Genomic DNA, 17,249 nt, shown 5'->3' with positions numbered 1-17,249 from the left:
AAAGGGAAAGCACATGCAGAACCAAAAGACGAAGATGCCGCTGCGGCGGCATATCGGCCAGTCGCTGCGCGCCTGGCGCAAGCCGGCCGCGCTGTGGCTGCTCGGCCTGGTCGCGATGATCGCCGCGCCGGCATGGGCGGCCGCCGCCGCACCCGCGGAACTCAAGATCGACTACGCGTACTACTCGCCGGAAAGTCTGGTGATCAAACGCAATGGCTGGCTCGAGCAGGAGTTCGCGCCGGATCATACGCAGGTGCGCTGGGTGCTGAGCCTCGGCAGCAACCGCGCACTGGAGTATCTGAACAGCGGCGCCATCGATATCGGCTCGACCGCGGGCCTCGCGGCCGTGCTCGGCAAGGCGAACGGTAATCCGATCAAGACCGTGTATATCTTCTCGCGCCCGGAGTGGACGGCGCTGGTTGTGCGCAAGGATTCGCCGCTGAAGTCGCTCGCCGACCTCAAGGGCAAGAAGATTGCCGCCACGAAGGGCACCGATCCCTACCTCTTCACGCTGCGCGCACTGCATACCGTGGGCCTGACGAAGGATGACGTCGAGATCGTCAATCTCCAGCATCCGGATGGCCGCACGGCGCTGATCAACGGTCAGGTCGATGCGTGGGCCGGGCTCGATCCCCACATGGCCGCCGCGGAAGTCGACAACGGCGCGCGTCTGCTGTACCGCAATGTCAGCTTCAACACGTGGGGCTTCCTGAACGTGCGCGAAGTGTTCCTGAAACAGTACCCGGACACCGTCACGCGCGTGCTGAAGGTCTATGAGCGTGCGCGGGAATGGATTGGCGCGCACCCCGACGAGGCGGCGCAAATCGTTTCCGAAGACTCGAAGGTGTCGCTCGCGGTCGCGAAGCTGCAACTGAGCCGCAACGACTTCAGCCACCCGCAGCCGGGTGCGGAACAGATCAAGGCGCTGGAAGCTGCCGCGCCGATCCTGGTTCAGGAGCAACTGGTCAAGCCGGGCACCGATCTGAACCAGGTGATCGAATCGCTGATCGACGCGCAGGCAGCGCAGCCGGCGCTGGCATCGGCGCAACATTAATAACCGGGCAGGCTGACATGGCAGTGGAAGAAGCGGCAGCACGCTCGCTGGCGCAGTCCGGTGAGGTTACGGCGGGGCGAAGGACTGAGGCTCCCGCGTATGGCGACACGCAACGCACCAGCGCGCCGGTGCGGGAAGCGGGTGCCCCGCAAGAGCGCGCGCCGCGCGCCTGGCGCATGGCGGGCTTGCTGCTGCCGGTCGCCTTCCTGCTTGTCGTGGAAGTGCTCGTGCGTGCCCAGGTGCTGCCGGACAATCTCGTGCCCGCGCCCTCGGAGATCGCGCAGGCGCTCTGGCAGCTCGGCGGCGCAACCCTGCTGAAGCACATCGTGCAGAGCACGGCGCGCGTGGCGGCCGGCTTCGCGTGCGGCGCGCTGTTCGCGGTAATCGTCGGCGCGGCGATGGGCTTGAGCCGCCGGCTCGACGCATTGCTCGATCCGAGTTTTCAGGCGCTGCGCGCGATTCCTTCGCTTGCGTGGGTGCCCGTGCTGCTGCTCTGGATGGGCATCGATGAGGCGCCAAAAATTACGCTGGTCGCGATTGGCGCATTCTTTCCGGTGCATCTGAGCGTGCTCTCTGGAGTCCGAAACGTCGATCGCAAGCTCGTCGAACTGGGCGCGGTGTATCGGCTGTCTTCGTGGCGGTTATTCGTGCGAATCCTGTTGCCCGCTGCGTTGCCGCATATTTTCACGGGGCTGCGCACGGGGCTGGCGGTCTCGTGGATGTTCGTCGTCGCGGCCGAGCTGATCGCCGCAACGCGCGGGCTTGGCTACCTCCTGAGCGACGGGCGCGAGACGGGCCGGCCCGATATCGTGTTTGGCGCCATCCTCCTGCTGGGATTGCTCGGCAAGTTGACCGACAGCGCAATGAAGGCGCTCGAGGCACACGTCCTGGCCTGGCGCGACACGAGTGTCGAGGGAGCGCGCACATGATGGCGGCTTCGTTGACCCGCACGGCGCGCGAGACGTATCCGCCCCTCGTCGATATCGACATCCGCCAGAAGCGCTACGGCGAGCGGCCGATTCTCGACAGCCTGCGGCTCACGCTCGCGCCCGGCGAGATCGTGGCGCTGCTCGGCCCGAGCGGCTGCGGCAAGAGTACGCTGCTGCGCATTGCGGCGGGGCTGGATCGCGACTACGCGGGCACCGTTTCGTACAACGGCGAAGTGCAACGCGGGCCGTCGCCGCTCGCGGGCGTGATCTTTCAGGAGCCGCGCTTGTTGCCATGGCTGCGCGTGGCCGATAACGTGTGCTTTCCGCAGCGCGCTCGCGGCGACGCGCTCGCACGCGCGCAGTCGCTGCTCGAAGAGGTCGGCTTGCGTCCCGAAGACGGCGCGCTCTGGCCGAAGCATCTCTCGGGAGGCATGGCCCAGCGCGTGGCGATTGCACGCGGCCTGTTCACGCAGCCGCAGCTGCTGTTGCTCGACGAACCATTCAGCGCCGTCGACGCAATGACGCGTATGCGCCTTCAGGACCTGCTGCTCGCCATCGTGGATGCCCATCGAACGGCCGCGCTCGTCGTCACGCACGATATCGACGAGGCGCTGCATCTGGCCGATCGGATCGTCTTGCTGGAGCCTGCCGGTGGAGCACGGACACGACCTGCCAGCCGCATTTTTGAAGTGGGCGGCCCGCGTCCGCGCCGGCGCGAGGACACGGCCCGCTCGGCATGGCGCAGGATCCTGTTCGAGGGGCTGGAGACATTGGTGCGGTGAAGAACCGTTTCCTCCGCTCACACGTACGCGCGCGTCTGGCGCGACATCGCTGCAATGAAAAATCTGGCTCTCGAACTTCTGCGCACCTTCGTGGCGATGGCCAAACGCGGTCGCGGATTACTCGAATACCGGGCTGCGCCGCCTTCAGGGAACGTTCGATGGTGGTTGGGCAGAGGTTGACGAACCGACATTTGCCCGTCAGATCGTAAGAGTCATTGACCTCCGCGCTATTCGACAGCGCCATGCGTCATGGCGAGACCGTAGGTGCCGACGGCATTGCGCAGGTTCCCCTTAATGCAGACGATCTTCAGCGTGAAGTCGAGCAGTCGAGCGAATTGGCGGGTACCGAGCCCAGTCATGCATTTTCACTTGCTTGCCCTGTACCGGAAACTTTTTTCAGCGCACCGCTGATCCATCGCTCCCCGGAAGCCTTGAGATGAGCACGCATCGCTGTCTGCGCCGCGATGGGATCGCTGGCCTGCAGGGCCCTCAGGATTTCTTCGTGCTCGCATACTGCCTCGGTCCAGGTTTGAGGACTTTCCGTATGACCGCGCATGGCGGCCGCGATCGGATCGTGGCGGCTATCGAAGAGTTCGCCGACGAAACGACTCAGTACGGAGTTACCAGCCGCCTCCGCGATCAGCATGTGGAATTGCCGGTCCGCTTCAACGGGGGATTTGCCCGCTGCTGCAAGTCTGCGCATCCGCTCGATTGAGCGGCGCAGGCGATCGAGCGTGGCGGCGGTCATGCGCGCAGCGGCGAGCACCGATACGCTGCCTTCGATCGCAGCGCGCGCCTGCATCAACTCGGACGGGCTATCGCCGAGCGATCCCACCGCGCTCTCATCATCGATACCTGTCTCACGCACGTAGACGCCGGATCCGACACGGATCTCGACCTTGCCACCGATCTCCAGCGCAATAAGCGCCTCACGTAGGGAGGGCCGCGAGACGCCAAGCTTGATGGCGAGTTCCCGCTCCGGCGGCAGGCGCTCGCCCGCCGGGAATTCACCCTGACGAATCAATGTGAGGATCTGGGTAGCAATGGATTGGTAAAGCCGCTTGGGTTCGGTTGATTTCACGATGAGGTTCGGTGCCTGCCAGTTGCCGACAAGTTGAACGGCTCATAGAGTCTAGCATTTCGGCTGAAGTACCGTGGGACAAGCGTTTGCGCCCGTCCCAGGGTTTTCCTTATGGGTAAGGCCAGTTAATAAAAATCATATTGGCTTGACCAATAACTTGGTTTGCCGTCTAATCCGTCTCAATTGGACTGACCAGCGCGAAGCCAGGTCGGCCGTGTCAAAGGAGACGAGATGAGCGCGCCCAACGGGCTGCCCAGCCTGGATGCAGAACTCCATAAGCCACCGAATGAGGAGATCCTTCGCCTCGAAGGGATCGGAAAGCGCTTCCCGGGTGTGATCGCGCTCGATGGCATCAACCTCGATCTGCGCTGCGGAGAGGTCCACGCCATTTGCGGCGAAAACGGGGCGGGCAAGTCCACGTTGATGAAGATCATCAGCGGGCAATACCGACCGGACGTCGGTCTGATCCGCTATCGCGGCGAGGCCGTGCAGTTCCTCTCGACTTCCGAAGCGCAGACCGCAGGCATCGCGATCATCCATCAGGAACTGAACCTGGTGCCGCATCTGAGCGTGGCGGAAAACCTCTATCTGGCGCGGGAGCCTAAACGCGGGCCCTTCGTCGACACGCGCAGGCTCAACGCGGATGCAACGCGTTGTCTTGCACGCATCGGGCTGGATGTGGCGCCCACGACGCTGGTCGGGACGCTCTCGATCGCGCAGCAGCAGATGGTCGAAATCGCCAAGGCGCTTTCGCTCAACGCTCAGGTACTGATCATGGACGAGCCCACGTCGTCCCTCACGGAATCGGAAACAGTCCAGCTTTTCCGGATCATCAAGGAACTGCGCGCCGAAGGCGTGGCGATTCTCTACATCTCGCATCGGCTCGACGAGATGGCGCACATTGTCGATCGCGTCACGGTTCTGCGCGATGGCCGCCACATCTCGACCGATGACTTCGCTGCGCTGAGCGTCAACGATATCGTTGCGCGCATGGTCGGTCGCTCGCTCGAGGACGCCTATCCGGCCAGACAATCTTCTCCTGCCGAAGAGGTGCTGCTGAGCGTGAAGGATCTGCACCGCAACGGTGTGTTCGGCCCTGTTTCTTTCGAGCTGCGCAGAGGCGAGATTCTCGGATTTGCCGGCCTCATGGGCGCTGGCCGCACCGAGGTTGCGCGCGCAATCTTCGGCGCTGACAGGCTGGATAGTGGAACGATCACGCTTCATGGTCAGCCGGTGAGCATCCGCTCACCGAGAGAGGCCATCCGGCACGGGCTCGCCTATCTGTCCGAAGACCGGAAGAGGGAGGGCCTCGCCCTGATGATGCCGGTTGCCGCGAACATCACGCTGGCAAATGTGCGCGCCATTGCGTCACGCACGGGCTTCCTGCGCTTTCGGGAGGAGCACCGGGTCGCCGAACGATACGTCAAGGAACTGGCGATCCGGACACCATCGGTCAATCAGATCGTGCGCAATCTTTCCGGCGGCAACCAGCAAAAGGTCGTGATCGGCAAGTGGCTCTATCGTGGCTCAAAGATCCTCTTTTTCGACGAGCCGACACGCGGTATCGACGTTGGCGCGAAGTTCGCCATTTACGGGTTGATGGACCGGCTTGCCGCAGAGGGCGTCGGGGTCGTGCTGATCAGTTCCGAGTTGCCCGAACTGCTCGGCATGACGGATCGGATTGCCGTCTTCCATGAGGGCTGCATGACTGCGGTTCTCGATACCGCACATACCAGTCAGGAGGAAATCATGCACTACGCTTCGGGGCGCACCCATGCTTGAAATGACATCAGACTCGACCCAGGCCGCGAGGCAGACCGCCCAGCAACGGCGCCGCGACCTTATCCAGAAGTTTGCTGCATTGGGCAGCCTGATCGTGCTCCTGGCGGCATTTTCTGTAACGAGTTCGGCATTCTTCTCGGTCGGCAATCTGATGACCGTCTGCCTGCAGGTGACGTCCATCGCCTACCTCGGCGTTGCGGCTACGTGTGTCATCATCACCGGCGGCATCGACCTCTCGGTCGGCTCCGTTCTTGCGCTCGCGGGAGTTTCCGCAGCACTACTGACAAAGGCTGGCGCGCCCGTGCCGGTTGCGATGCTGTGCGGGGTACTGGTCGGCGCGCTGTGCGGGACCGTCAACGGAATCTGCGTGACACGTATGGGGTTGCCGCCGTTCATTGCGACACTGGGCATGATGCTCGTCGCGCGGGGTCTGGCGCTGCAGATCACCGGCGCGCGCCCGGTTTCAGATCTGGGCGACGCGTTTGGAGCACTCGGAAACGGGGCGCTGTTTCGCGTCTCCCATATTGGCGCGGACGGATTTCCGGACACAACGTTTCCGGGTATCCCTTATCCAGTCGTCATCATGATCGTCCTGTTCGTCGCAGTCTCGGTGTTGCTGTCAAAGACCTCGCTTGGCCGCCACATATACGCGGTGGGCTCGAACGCGGAAGCAGCGCGGCTTTCCGGCGTGAACGTTCAAGGCGTGACGCTTTTCACGTACGTCCTCTCCGGCGCCATGGCTGGGGTGACGGGCTGTGTGTTGATGTCCCGACTCGTCACCGGGCAACCCAACGAGGGTGTCATGTATGAGCTCGACGCGATTGCCAGTTCGGTCATCGGCGGCACTTCGCTGATGGGCGGCGTGGGGACGATCTCGGGAACGGCAATCGGGTCGTTCGTCATCGGTGTCCTGCGCAACGGACTCAACATGAACGGCGTATCGAGTTTCATCCAGCAGATCATCATCGGCGTCGTCATTCTCGGCACTGTCTGGATCGACCAGTTGCGAAATCGCAAGCGGTAATCACACGTAGTTCAACCACCATACGAAGTTCAACCACAAGAGAGGAGCGAGACATGCGAAAGCTTTCCCTGCTGACGGTATCGGCGATGTTGTGTGCAGCGTTCAGTACCGGCGCATATGCTGCAGGCGGCGAGATCGCCGTGATCGTCAAGACGGTCAACTCGAACTACTGGCAGAACGTGCAGAAGGGTGCGAACGCGGCGCTTGCCGAAACGAAGGGCTATACGATGACCTTCCAGGGGCCGGCCGCCGAGTCGGACATCGCCGACGAGGTAAACATGGTCGAGAACGCGGTCAACCGGCACGTGGCAGGTATCGTGCTGGCGCCTTCCGATCCTGACGCTCTCGTGCCTGCCATCAAGAAAGCCTGGGAAGCACATATCCCGGTGGTGCTGATCGACTCGGCAATCTCGGACTCAGGCAAACCGTATTACCAATCGTTCCTCTCGACCGACAACGAGAAGGCGGGCGAACTATGTGCCCAGGCATTGATCGCTCGCGTAGGACAGACGGGCAAAATTGCAGTCATGTCGTACGTGCCCGGCGCCGGATCGGAAGTTGGCCGGGTAGGCGGCTTCCGTAGATACATCGCGGCCCATTCGAAGCTGCAGATTGTCGGACCTTACTACTCGCAGTCGCAGATGGCGACAGCGCTGAACCAGACGACCGATGTGCTGTCCGCGAATCCGGATCTGAAGGGCATCTTCGGCGCGAACGAACCGACCGCGGTCGGCATGGGACGCGCGCTCAAGCAGGCAGGCAAGGCGGGCAAGCTGGTGGCGGTCGGTTTCGATGGCAATGAGGATCTGCAAGGCTTCGTTCGCGACGGCACCATCCAGGCGATTGCCGTTCAGGGGTCGTGGCAGATGGGGAGCAAGGGAATCCAGACGGTGGTCGGCGTCATCGAACACAAGCCTGTCGCGAAGCTGGTCGATACCGGTGTCGTCATGGTCGACAAACCGAACCTCGACTCTCAGGAAGCGAAGAACGTCCTCTACTGATGGTGGCCGATCTGTGACGAAGCCATTTGGCCCGTCGCAGGGAGCCTTCACGGTATTCCCCTGACACCTGCCTCCCCGGTTTATGAACGCTTCCGAAAAACGCGCCTTACCGCGCAGCGGCCTCGAACTGACCAGGCTTGGCCTTGGTTGCTCCCAGCTTGGCGGGCTCTACCGTGCCATGTCGGCCACCGATGCCTACGCATTGGTCGACGCCGCCTGGTCCGCAGGCCTGCGCTACTTCGATACCGCGCCGTATTACGGCTATACACTCTCCGAACGGCGCGTCGGGCAGGCACTCGCGGCGCGTCAGCGCAACGCTTTCACATTGAGCACGAAAGTGGGCCGTTTGATGCGCCCCGATGGCGGTGTCGAGCCCGGTGACGATGGCTGGGCCGAACCGCTGCCGTTTCGTCCCGTGTTTGACTACAGCTACGAGGGCATCATGCGCTCGTACGAAGACAGCCAGCAACGCCTCGGCCTCGCGCAAATCGATATCCTGTATGTCCATGACATCGGCAGTCTGACTCACGGCGATCGACATACGCACTACTGGAGCCAACTTACGGCCGGCGGTGGGTTTCGCGCGCTCGAGGAGCTACGCGCAGGCGGCGAAGTCCGCGCAGTCGGCCTTGGCGTCAACGAGTGGGAAGTCGCCGTTGATGCTTTGAACGAAGCGCCGCTCGACGTCATTCTGCTGGCCGGCCGGTACACCCTGCTCGAACAGGGCGCGCTGGAGCCGCTGCTCGATCGCTGCGCCCGCGTTGGCACAGGCGTCGTCGTGGGCGGGGTATTCAATTCCGGCGTACTCGCTGGCAACGGCAAGTTCAACTATTCGGATGCGCCAGCCGAAGTCGTCGGGAAGGTGCGTCGCCTTTCCGCTCTATGTGAGCGCTTCAATGTTCCACTTCCTGCGGCGGCGCTGCAGTTTCCATTCGCGCATGACGCTGTCGTTTCCTGCGTGATCGGTGCGCGTAGTGTTTCGCAGCTGCAGCAGAACATCACGTGGCTCGAACAACCCGTGCCGGCGGACTTCTGGGGCGCGCTTGGCCAGGAAGGGCTGATCGTCCCAGATGCGCCGGTTCCCGGGAGTCGTCAATGACGCCGCGCGTCGACGCACAAAGCACGTGCCGGCCACTGGCCTCCACGCGACCTGGATGCGATCTATCGGTGCACACCGAGCCACCATACCTGACCTGATCGTGAGGATATCAACATGCTTAGCGTGATCTGCGAATCACCCGGGGTACTGCGCGCCGAGGAGCGTGATCTGCCCGCGCGGGGTGACGGCGAAGTACTGATGCGGGTCAGCCGTGTCGGGATTTGCGGTACCGATCTGCATATTTTTACCGGCAGTCAACCCTACCTCCAATACCCGCGCGTAATGGGTCATGAGCTGTCCGCAGTGGTCGTCGAGGCGGAACCTGACTCGGGGTTCGCGGCTGGCGACGGCGTCTACGTCATGCCCTATCTGTCGTGTGGACACTGCGTCGCATGCCGTCAAGGCAAGACGAACTGCTGCGTCAACATCCAGGTGCTGGGTGTGCATCGCGATGGCGCACTGACCGAGTATCTCAGCGTGCCTGCGCAGTTCGTGCACAAGGCGCAAGGGGTGTCGCTCGATCAGGCGGCCATGCTCGAATTTCTTGCCATCGGCGCACATGCCGTGCGGCGTGCCGATGTGTCGCCCGGTCAACGGGTACTGGTGGTCGGGGCTGGCCCGATTGGCATGGCGGCGATGATCTTTGCCAGGCTGCGCGGTGCCACGGTCGTTTGTCTGGACACGCGCGCGGACCGCCTTGAATTCTGCAGGTCGCATCTGGGCGTCGATGCAACGGTCGCGGTGGGGCCGGACGACGTGGCGCAACTCGCATCGCTCACGCATGGCGAGTTTTTTGATGTGGTCTTTGACGCGACCGGCAACATCGACGCGATGAACCGCGGCTTCGCCTTCGTCGCGCATGGCGGGAAATACACCCTCATCTCGATCGTGCCGGGCCAGGTGACATTCTCCGACCCGGAATTTCATAAGCGCGAGACCACGTTGCTTGCAAGCCGCAACGCTACCGCCACCGACTTCGAAACCGTGCTGGAGGCGATGCGTGCGGGCCGCATTCCTGACCAGGCGTTGAATACGCACCGCATGCGCCTTGACGAGGTGCCCGACGCATTTCCGCGATTGCTGGAACCCGGGCAGACCGTTGTCAAGGCGTTGGTCGAATGTTGAATTGCACTGCGAGACAATCAGGACAGGCAGCATGAGCACACCCATTCTTCAGTTTGGCACCAGCCGGTTTCTGCTGGCCCATGTCGCTTTTTTCGTATCGCAGGCCCTTGAGCGCGGCGACGCGATTGGCGCAATCGCCGTTGTGCAGACCACGGGCAATCCGTCGAGCCGAGCGCGAGTTGCCGCACTTGCGCATACACGCAGTTATCCCGTCCGCATTCGGGGCAGGGAAGGCAGTGTGGCGGTCGATCGCGTCGTCGATTGCCACGCCGTCCAGAAGGCGTGGGTCGCCGATCTTGACTGGGCAGACATTCGTCGCGTCATGATCGAGGAGGTGCGGGTCATTGTCTCGAACACGGGCGATGCCGGTTACCGGCTTGACGACCGGGATTCGGCGGACATGCTTGTTGGCGACGAACAGGTGCCGCACAGCTTTCCGGTGAAGCTGATGGTTCTCCTGCATGCACGTTGGCAGGTGCGTCCCGATGATGGTGTGTCGATCTTTCCCTGCGAACTTGTCGAGAACAATGGCAACACGCTTCGCGATATCGTGCTCGGCGTGGCACGGCGATGGGGAATGCCGGCGACGTTTATCGGGTATCTGCAGCATAGCTGCGTCTGGGTAAACTCACTGGTCGACCGGATCGTGTCCGAGCCGATCGACCCGGTCGGCGCGATCGCGGAACCGTATGCGCTATGGGCCATCGAGCGGCGTACAGGCATGGAGTTGCCATGTGTGCACGAGCAGATTGTCGTGACAGACGACCTGCGTACCCATGAGCGTCTGAAGCTCTTCTTTCTCAATCTCGGCCACAGCTGGCTCGCCGATCGGTGGATCAACGAGCGCCGCCCGTCGAATGAAACGGTGCTGGTGGCGATGAGCGATCCCCGACTTCGGGACGGTATCGAGGGAGTCTGGCACGAGGAGGTCTTGCCGGTGTTCGACGCATTGGGCCTGCACAGTGCCGCGGCGCGCTACATCGAAAATGTGCGCGACCGGCTGCTCAATCCCTGGTTGGCTCATCGTATCGCGGACATTGCGACCAATCACGGAGAAAAGGTCAGACGGCGAATAAAGCCGTTGATCGAACTCGCGGATTCGTTGTCGCTTACGTCTACACAGCCGCGCTTGCGAAGCATGCTGGCCGCGCAGAACCGCCTGGACGCTATAGAAGGGGGGCACGCATCATGAACGTGGAGACGTTTCTGGTGCTTCACCGTGAAGACAACGTTGCAGTTGCGCTTCGCGCGCTGGATGCAGGCACGCAGATCGATACGAATGGGCAGCAGGTTCAGGTCTTGACGCCCGTGCCAGCCGGTCACAAGGTGGCGATACGGAACATCGCCCGCGGCGCGTCCGTGACAAAGTATCAGCAGACGATTGGCGTTGCGCTATGCGACATCGCTGCGGGCGAACACGTTCACGTACATAACGTCGCCATGCCTGAACGTCATGGGAGTGGGCAGTCGGGCCACGAAACGGCGCTTCGGGCTGCAGAGATCGACCGCTCCGACACGTTTCAGGGATTCGTGCGGCCGGACGGTCAGGTAGGAACGCGCAATTACATCGGCGTTATCGCGAGCGTCAACTGCTCGGCCAGTGTTTGTCATGCGATAGCGGATGCGTTCCGGGGGGCAGCCATGGAAGCCTTCAGAAACGTGGACGGTGTTGTCGCGATTACGCACCAGAGCGGATGCGGGATGTCGGCCTCCGGTGACGGAATCGCGATATTGCGTCGGACACTGGCCGGTTATGCGCGCAATCCCAATTTTGCGGCCGTGCTGTTTGTCGGACTGGGTTGTGAGGTCAATCAGGTCGAGGATCTCGCGGCATCGTTGCGAGCGGGCCATGACGGGTCGATCAGAACGCTCGTCATCCAGGACGCAGGCGGTGTCCGCGAGGCGGTGACGCGGGGAGCCGCGATCGTACACGAACTGCTCGAAGTGGCAGATCGGGCCGTGCGCACAACAGTACCTGTGGCGCGGCTAAAAATCGGGCTGCAGTGCGGCGGTTCGGACGGGTACTCGGGAATCACCGCCAATCCCGCGCTCGGCGCGGCGGTCGACCTGATCGCACGCAATGGCGGCACCGCAATCCTGTCGGAGACGCCGGAGATTTACGGGGCAGAACATCTGCTGACGGCACGGGCAGCGTCGGATGACGTCGCCGCGCGTCTGCTCGCGAAATTGCGGTGGTGGGAACGCTACGCGGCAGAAAATGGCGGCGAAATGAACAACAACCCGTCGCCCGGCAACAAGGCAGGTGGCATCACAACGATTCTTGAAAAGTCACTGGGAGCAGTCTCGAAAGCAGGCGGCACCGTACTGAACGCGGTCTACGACTACGCAGAGCCGGTATCTGAAAGCGGCCTCGTATTCATGGACACGCCGGGCTACGACCCGGTGTCGGCTACGGGGCAGATAGCGGGAGGGGCCAACCTGATCTGCTTTACGACTGGACGCGGCTCGGTCTTCGGTTCCAGGCCGGCTCCCACCATCAAGATCGCAACCACTACGCATCTGTTCGAGCGAATGCGCCCGGACATGGACTTCAACAGCGGCGACATCGTCGACGCTCGTCTGAGCGTCGAGGAAGCAGGGATGCAACTGTTCCAGTTCATTCTGGAGGTCGCATCGGGAAGGCGAACGCGCAGCGAGGAAAACGGAATCGGTGATCGCGAGTTCGTTCCCTGGCTGCGGGGAGCGATCATGTAACGGGCGATGCCCGGGTATGGTATGCGGGGAGCGGAGATGGACTTCACCTCTTACGGCGATTCGGCGCTAGCGCAGCGCTTAGCAATGCGACTGTGAGAGATGAGGTTAGCGATTCATTTGACGGCATGCATGGAACGCCATGCGGCAGCAAGCCACGCAAGGCGTGATCCCAGCTGAATGACTGCGGCACTTAAAACAGGAGTGATCGTGCGTTACTGCTTCGCCCTGGACCTGAAAGAAGATCCTGAGCTTATTACCCGTTATGAAGAACTTCACCGCCAGGTTTGGCCTGAAGTGATCCGGCACATACGAGACCAAGGCGTTCTGGACATGGAGATTTACCGTCTGGGAACCCGATTGCTCATGGTGATGGAAACAGACGACGCAATATATGACGCTGCCAGGATGGCGACTGCTGCTCAAAATAACCCCGTGGTCCAGCGGTGGGAGACGTTGATGTGGCAGTTTCAGGCGCCCACACCGTGGACGCCGTCCGGACAGAAGTGGATGGCGATGAGCCGGATATTCGACCTGGCACAGCAATAGAATCGCCGGAGAACGTGGCGCGGCGAAGGAATAAGAAGGAATAAATCAGGCTCATCGAGGACAGTGAACATGCCGTGGACAAACGGTGAGGCGCGTACGACGGGGGAACGGTATGTTCAAAGGCTTGACTTTCCGATCCAGCGTTACGCATGTGCTTGCCGCGTTCTTTGCGATTTCCCATGCTACCGCGTCAGCCGACCTCTCTTACCTCTGCTGATTCAGATGTGGATCGGAGAGGAGGGACTCTGGCTGTACCGTCAATGCTGCCTGTAATTCCAACCTCATGCAGGCCTTGGGAACGATGCGTCGACTGACCTCAGTCCAGTGTGCGAAACACAAACGTTTTGGAGCGCATCCAAACGCAGTAAGGCCGTGCCACGCGGCCCCGTGGATTATCGATTGCCCGACGGCCGGACGTCGTGACGCCTCGCTTGTTTGTGCTTCGTGTTCCGACAGTGTCAACGCTTTTCTCGAATTCTCGTTGATTTAGTACGGGTTCAGCCTTCGCAACAAAGCGGGGGTAGCCATTCATTCAAGACTTGAGCTTCTTCTGCTGATGTCCAGAAAATCGATACTCATCGCATCAATCGGCGCCATGAACATCCTCGCGGCCTGCGTCTCTCAACCGGTTAACCACGACGCTAGCGGAGACGCGAAGCACACTGTGGTGGCCGTGCAAACAACGACTGGTATCGAGGCGAAGCCGTTCGCACATCCGGGCCTGCTGCACAGTGAACAGGACTTTCAGCGCATGCGAGTCAACGTGGCGCAGGGAAAGCAGCCATGGCTGCAAGGTTGGCAGCGCTTGATTGCCAATCGTCACGCGTCGCTGGACTGGAAGGCAAGTCCCCAGGATGCGATCTATCGCGGCGAGGATCCCGAGCATGCGCAGAATTATTCGTCTTTGTTCAACGATGCAGCAGCGGCCTATGCGCTCGCGCTGCGCTGGAAAGTCTCGGGCGACGATGCCTATGCCGGCAAGGCCATCGCCATCCTGAATGCCTGGTCGCATAGCCTGAGGAAGATCGAGGGGAGTTCGGACAAGTTCCTCGCCTCCGGGATCTACGGCTACGAACTGGCTAACGCCGCGGAAATCCTGCGCACGTCGCCGCAATGGCAAGCGGCAGATTTTCGTCGCTTCCAGTCGATGATGATTACTGTGTTCTATCCGATGAACCAGGACTTCCTGACCCGTCACAACGGCACGAAGGTCGATCACTACTGGGCGAACTGGGATCTTGCCAACATGACATCGATGCTGGCGATCGGCGTGCTCACCGACCGTCGGGACATCTATTCCGAAGCGGTCGAGTATTTCAAGCACGGCGCAGGCAACGGTTCCATCGAACACCTCGTCTGGAAGTTGTATCCGAACGGGCTCGGTCAGGTTCAGGAAAGCGGCCGCGACCAGGGACACACCATGCTCGACATCGCATTGGCGGGCGCGTTCTGTCAGATGGCCTGGAATCAGGGAGACGATCTGTTCGGATACGACCACGATCGTCTGCTGAAGGGAGCCGAATACGCTGCCCAATACAACCTGGGACATGAAGTGCCTTACACCCTGTATTCCGACAGTCTCGCGACACAGCTCGTGATTTCGCCTGCATCGAGAGGCAATACGCGGCCAATCTGGGAGTTGCTCTACAACCACTACGTGGTGTTGAAGAAACTCAAGGCGCCGGGCGTTGCCGAACACGCGCAGCGGGTGCGTCCGGAAGGCGGCGGTGGCGACTACGGCTCGACCAGCGGCGGCTTCGACCAACTTGGGTACGGCACGTTGACGTACACCCTCAAGTAAGTGATCCGCTTGCGTTTCCCGGACCAGATCTAGCGTGAATTTTCCGGGTTTGTCCCACTTGGGTGTGCCCAAAGATTAGTCCAGATGATGGCTAGGGCCTCCAATTGCGTATTGGCATCAATAGCGGACCCGTGGTCGCCGGTGTCATCGGCAGGCGAAAGCGTTCCGGCTAAGCGAACGGTCGGGGACAATCTGAGAGCGGCTCGCCTATTTGAATGATATGAACGCCCACACCTAGCCGTAGGCCTCGCGTGATCGGCTTGATGCTGGCAGCAAATAGCTATCGATCTGAGATTCAGGCTGATCATACTGGTTCACTCGGCCAATCGAAGGTGATCTGTCATGGCGCATACCGACGCGCGTGCGATCTGGATGGCCACCCATGTGGACTGCAAGGCCGTTGCCGTAAAAACCGAAGCCCAGCAGGCCGTGCTTGCGCTGCATCGTATGCGTCAGCAACTCGTGAAATTCCGCACGATGCAGATCAACAGTCTTCGCGGGCTGTTGAGCAAGTATGGCGAAGTGATGGGATGCGGTAGGGTAGCGCTCGACAAGGCAATAGTCGAGATTCTGGAAAGGTTGTCAGGACGCCTCCCCGCAATGTTGATCGACACGCTGGGAGAGCAATGGAGAGGTCTGGATGCGATCGACAAGCAGATCGGTCAGATCGAGCGGCGGCTTCGGGAGTGGATGAAGAACGATCAAACAGCTAAGGCAATCGCGGCAATCCCAGGCGTGGGGTTGACCGGTTGAATCCGCCGTCTTGCGTCGCTGATGCCGGCTAGGGATAATCGGCGAGATTTCGCAAACGTACTCATTGTCCATCCGGCACCCATGGTGGACATGCGAACGCCTAGAACCGTTCACGAAATCCAAAGCTCACAATCGCCTGCGACTGCGTCGCCGCCGAGTGGCCGTTGCCCTTGTCCGAGACCGAAGCCGTGGCCGCTACTGGTTTACCGAGTGCATCGAGCGTCATGCCCGAAGCGTGCTGGTAGCCGGCTAGCAGATACACCGTCGAGCGCTTCGAGAGGTCATACAGCGCGCCCAGTGAGACGTTGTGGTATTGCGCCTCGTCTTCGATGCCGTCCACATGGCCGCCGCGCGTGTAGCTATAGCCTGCGAACAGATGTATGTGAGGTTGCACTTTCCACATGCCGAAAAGGCCGGCAATATTGAACGTCGCAGTTCCCGAATAGAGCGAGTTCGCACCGGCCTTGTATTGCACGTTGCTGTAGTTCGCGCCCACGATCGCCGGGCCGAAGTCCCAGGTCGCGCCAGCAGCCACGACTTGCTGCGACTGCGCGCTCGCGAAGCCTTCGTTGATCGACGAATTGAATGTTCCGTCATAGGTGCCTTGCCACTTGCCGGATGTCGGATCTTTGGGGCCAGTCTTGCTGTTATCCGAGTGCTCGTAACCCACGCCCACTTGCAGAGGGCCGTGCGCATAGCTGCCGCCCACGCTCCATGTGTTCTGGCTCTTGAGGCTGCCGGCCTGGCCGCGGAAGCCGTACAGCGCGCCGAACGTGAAGCCCGCATACTTCTTGCTCGTGTACTTGATCGAATTGTCGACGCGCGTGGTCTGGTCGAGATCGTCGATATCGCCCGGATGCGCGCCGAAGCCACCGATCGCGCTGACCGGAGCGACCGGCCCGACGAAGTCGTCGAGCGAGGTGTACTGGCGGCCCATCGTGAGCGAGCCGTACTGCGTGTCGGCGAGGCCAACGAACGCCTGACGGCCAAACAGGCGGCCGCCCTGACCCTCGGTGCCGTTGGTGATGTCGAAACCGTCTTCGAGCACGAAGATCGCGGCGAGCCCGTTGCCGAGTTCTTCCTTGCCCCTGAGTCCCCAGCGGCTGCCTGAGAGATTCCCGCTCGTCACTGCCGCATTTGAATGGCCCTGGCCCGCGCCGGTGCTGCCGGTGCGTTCGTTGCTGCGGTAGGTAATACCTGCATCGACGATGCCGTAGAGCGCGACGGAGCTTTGCGCCGCCGCTGTTCCTGCTAGCGACAAGAGAATTGGTGTAGAAATCAGATGCTTTTTCATCATGTGCTATCTCGACAATTAACAATGGACCGTTACATAAGTGGAACGGCCGAGTCGGCCCGCGGCAGGCGCTGGACGAAAGCGCGATTGAAAGCGCCAGCGAGTTACCCCGTTGGCGTTAGCGTTAGTGTTTGAGCGAGGCGCCCGGCGGCAGCTCCGGCGTGCTCACGGTGATGGTCTTGCGGACCTTCGCGACGTCTTCGGCACGCACTGGCGCGCCGGTGTTGCCCCAGCTCGCACGCACGAAGGTGGACACGTCGGCC

At 61.5% G+C, this 17,249-nt stretch carries 15 protein-coding genes and 2 pseudogenes; 14 read left to right on the top strand and 3 right to left on the bottom strand.

The features are described 5' to 3' along the window. Positions 1-115: 115 nt before the first annotated feature. From ACOJB8_RS22755 to ACOJB8_RS22745, 3 genes are read left to right on the top strand one after another with little or no spacing between them, the layout of a single operon-like run. Positions 116-1,054 (top strand): aliphatic sulfonate ABC transporter substrate-binding protein, encoded by a 939-nt coding sequence (locus ACOJB8_RS22755; protein WP_342920198.1) that lies wholly within the window; start codon positions 116-118, stop codon positions 1,052-1,054. 17 nt (positions 1,055-1,071) lie between these two features. Next, positions 1,072-1,983 carry an ABC transporter permease gene (locus ACOJB8_RS22750; protein ID WP_342947052.1) on the top strand — a complete coding sequence of 304 codons (912 nt, stop codon included), beginning with the start codon at positions 1,072-1,074 and terminating at the stop codon, positions 1,981-1,983. After that, on the top strand, positions 1,980-2,765 hold the full coding sequence (locus ACOJB8_RS22745) for an ABC transporter ATP-binding protein (RefSeq protein ID WP_342947053.1): 786 nt from the start codon (positions 1,980-1,982) through the stop codon (positions 2,763-2,765). The genes ACOJB8_RS22750 and ACOJB8_RS22745 overlap by 4 nt, the downstream gene beginning before the upstream one ends. A 227-nt stretch (positions 2,766-2,992) precedes the next feature. On the opposite strand, the gene ACOJB8_RS22740 is transcribed toward ACOJB8_RS22745, so the two are convergent. Further along, the gene (locus ACOJB8_RS22740; protein WP_342947054.1) at positions 2,993-3,124 is read right to left on the bottom strand and encodes a hypothetical protein; all 132 of its coding nucleotides are present in this window, start codon (positions 3,122-3,124) and stop codon (positions 2,993-2,995) included. Next, the gene (locus ACOJB8_RS22735; RefSeq protein ID WP_342947055.1) at positions 3,121-3,846 is read right to left on the bottom strand and encodes a FadR/GntR family transcriptional regulator; all 726 of its coding nucleotides are present in this window, start codon (positions 3,844-3,846) and stop codon (positions 3,121-3,123) included. Before ACOJB8_RS22735 ends, ACOJB8_RS22740 begins: the two co-directional genes overlap by 4 nt. Positions 3,847-4,077: 231 nt before the next feature. Here ACOJB8_RS22735 and ACOJB8_RS22730 point away from each other — a divergent pair, with 231 nt between their 5' ends. The 11 genes and pseudogenes from ACOJB8_RS22730 to ACOJB8_RS22680 all read left to right on the top strand — a co-directional run. Next, positions 4,078-5,628 carry a sugar ABC transporter ATP-binding protein gene (locus tag ACOJB8_RS22730; RefSeq protein WP_475014362.1) on the top strand — a complete coding sequence of 517 codons (1,551 nt, stop codon included), beginning with the start codon at positions 4,078-4,080 and terminating at the stop codon, positions 5,626-5,628. Next, on the top strand, positions 5,621-6,652 hold the full coding sequence (locus ACOJB8_RS22725) for an ABC transporter permease (protein WP_342922409.1): 1,032 nt from the start codon (positions 5,621-5,623) through the stop codon (positions 6,650-6,652). Before ACOJB8_RS22730 ends, ACOJB8_RS22725 begins: the two co-directional genes overlap by 8 nt. Before the next feature lie 53 nt (positions 6,653-6,705). After that, the gene (locus ACOJB8_RS22720) at positions 6,706-7,653 is read left to right on the top strand and encodes an ABC transporter substrate-binding protein (RefSeq protein WP_342947057.1); all 948 of its coding nucleotides are present in this window, start codon (positions 6,706-6,708) and stop codon (positions 7,651-7,653) included. Between the two features lie 82 nt (positions 7,654-7,735). Beyond that, positions 7,736-8,752, top strand: coding sequence for an aldo/keto reductase (locus ACOJB8_RS22715; protein ID WP_368616376.1), 1,017 nt, complete (start codon positions 7,736-7,738; stop codon positions 8,750-8,752). Positions 8,753-8,866: 114 nt separating this feature from the next. Then, a complete protein-coding gene (locus ACOJB8_RS22710) occupies positions 8,867-9,877 on the top strand; it encodes a zinc-binding alcohol dehydrogenase family protein (RefSeq protein WP_342947059.1) in 1,011 nt (336 codons plus the stop codon). Between the two features lie 31 nt (positions 9,878-9,908). Next, positions 9,909-11,069, top strand: coding sequence for a mannitol dehydrogenase family protein (locus tag ACOJB8_RS22705; RefSeq protein ID WP_475014356.1), 1,161 nt, complete (start codon positions 9,909-9,911; stop codon positions 11,067-11,069). Further along, positions 11,066-12,592, top strand: a complete 1,527-nt coding sequence (locus ACOJB8_RS22700) for a UxaA family hydrolase (RefSeq protein ID WP_475014353.1) — start codon at positions 11,066-11,068, stop codon at positions 12,590-12,592. Before ACOJB8_RS22705 ends, ACOJB8_RS22700 begins: the two co-directional genes overlap by 4 nt. 207 nt (positions 12,593-12,799) lie before the next feature. Then, a complete protein-coding gene (locus tag ACOJB8_RS22695; protein WP_342947182.1) occupies positions 12,800-13,138 on the top strand; it encodes an L-rhamnose mutarotase in 339 nt (112 codons plus the stop codon). Between the two features lie 595 nt (positions 13,139-13,733). After that, positions 13,734-14,939, top strand: coding sequence for an alginate lyase family protein (locus ACOJB8_RS22690; RefSeq protein ID WP_475014351.1), 1,206 nt, complete (start codon positions 13,734-13,736; stop codon positions 14,937-14,939). A 101-nt stretch (positions 14,940-15,040) separates the two neighbouring features. After that, positions 15,041-15,112 (top strand): annotated as a pseudogene (locus ACOJB8_RS22685) (adenylate/guanylate cyclase domain-containing protein); the annotation flags it as partial. A 181-nt stretch (positions 15,113-15,293) separates the two neighbouring features. Further along, positions 15,294-15,683 (top strand): annotated as a pseudogene (locus ACOJB8_RS22680) (transposase); the annotation flags it as partial. A gap of 109 nt (positions 15,684-15,792) precedes the next feature. Here the strand turns inward: ACOJB8_RS22680 and ACOJB8_RS22675 are convergent. Beyond that, positions 15,793-16,986, bottom strand: a complete 1,194-nt coding sequence (locus ACOJB8_RS22675; RefSeq protein WP_475014586.1) for a porin — start codon at positions 16,984-16,986, stop codon at positions 15,793-15,795. Between the last annotated feature and the right edge of the window lie 263 nt (positions 16,987-17,249).

The sequence above is a fragment of the Paraburkholderia sp. BR10141 genome (assembly GCF_056155635.1).
The sequence above is the reverse complement of the archived record's forward strand: the minus strand, read 5'-3'. Positions and strand labels throughout refer to the sequence as shown.